Source organism: Micromonospora sp. AP08 (genome assembly GCF_008085935.1).
In the GTDB taxonomy this organism is placed as follows: domain Bacteria; phylum Actinomycetota; class Actinomycetes; order Mycobacteriales; family Micromonosporaceae; genus Micromonospora; species Micromonospora chersina.
In genome coordinates this window covers 1-625 of sequence record NZ_VSEZ01000044.1, presented here as the reverse complement: position 1 = coordinate 625, position 625 = coordinate 1, and the positions used below count along the sequence as shown (strand labels likewise).

General features: G+C 66.2%; 1 protein-coding gene. It reads right to left on the bottom strand.

Features of this window, described 5'->3' with window-relative positions; all coding sequences use genetic code 11:
• The coding region (locus FXF50_RS29035) for an SMI1/KNR4 family protein (protein ID WP_148432110.1) at window positions 1–528 on the bottom strand (528 nt) is incomplete at its 3' end.
• Window positions 529–625 lie beyond the last annotated feature (97 nt).

Genomic DNA, 625 nt, shown 5'->3' with positions numbered 1-625 from the left:
GGACTCCCACCGCGGTGTGGTGCCGCGGTGCTCCCGGGAGAACTCCACCAGGCACCCGTGTAGCGGACCCTCACGCAGGTCCATGAACAGGCCACCTCCCATACCGTCACTAGCGATGGGCAGCCATCGAGGTAGCCAGTACCACTCGGGTAGGAGGGTGCCCGCTGGCTGGCTGTTTTGGGCGGCCACGAACCGTTCCATCTCCTCGCGCATGCTCGGTGGGTACAGCTGTTGCTGGACCTCCAGGTGCATCCGCCAATCCCTTATCGCAGCCGACGCCGGATACGGGTCCGAGAAGTCAGGAATGAGATGACCGCCAGGTCGGCCGGCGATGTGCCGGACTCCGTTGGACAGCCCCCACCACATTCGAAGGTCGGCCGGGAGCTCCATGCCGAGGCTGTCTGCAACAGTGTCGACCTCGGCTGCCGTTGCCGGCGGGTTCAAGGCCGCACGGAAGCGGGGGGCGTACTGCGACAGCCAGTCCTCGATCCGGTGCCATGCCCGCTCCACGGCAGTCTCGGTACCCATGCCGTGATCAAACCAGGCCAGCTATCGGAGGCATATGGGCCGTGGCGCCGGGTGACCTAGCGACCGCCTAGTGCACGCCTCGACCGACAGCAACACG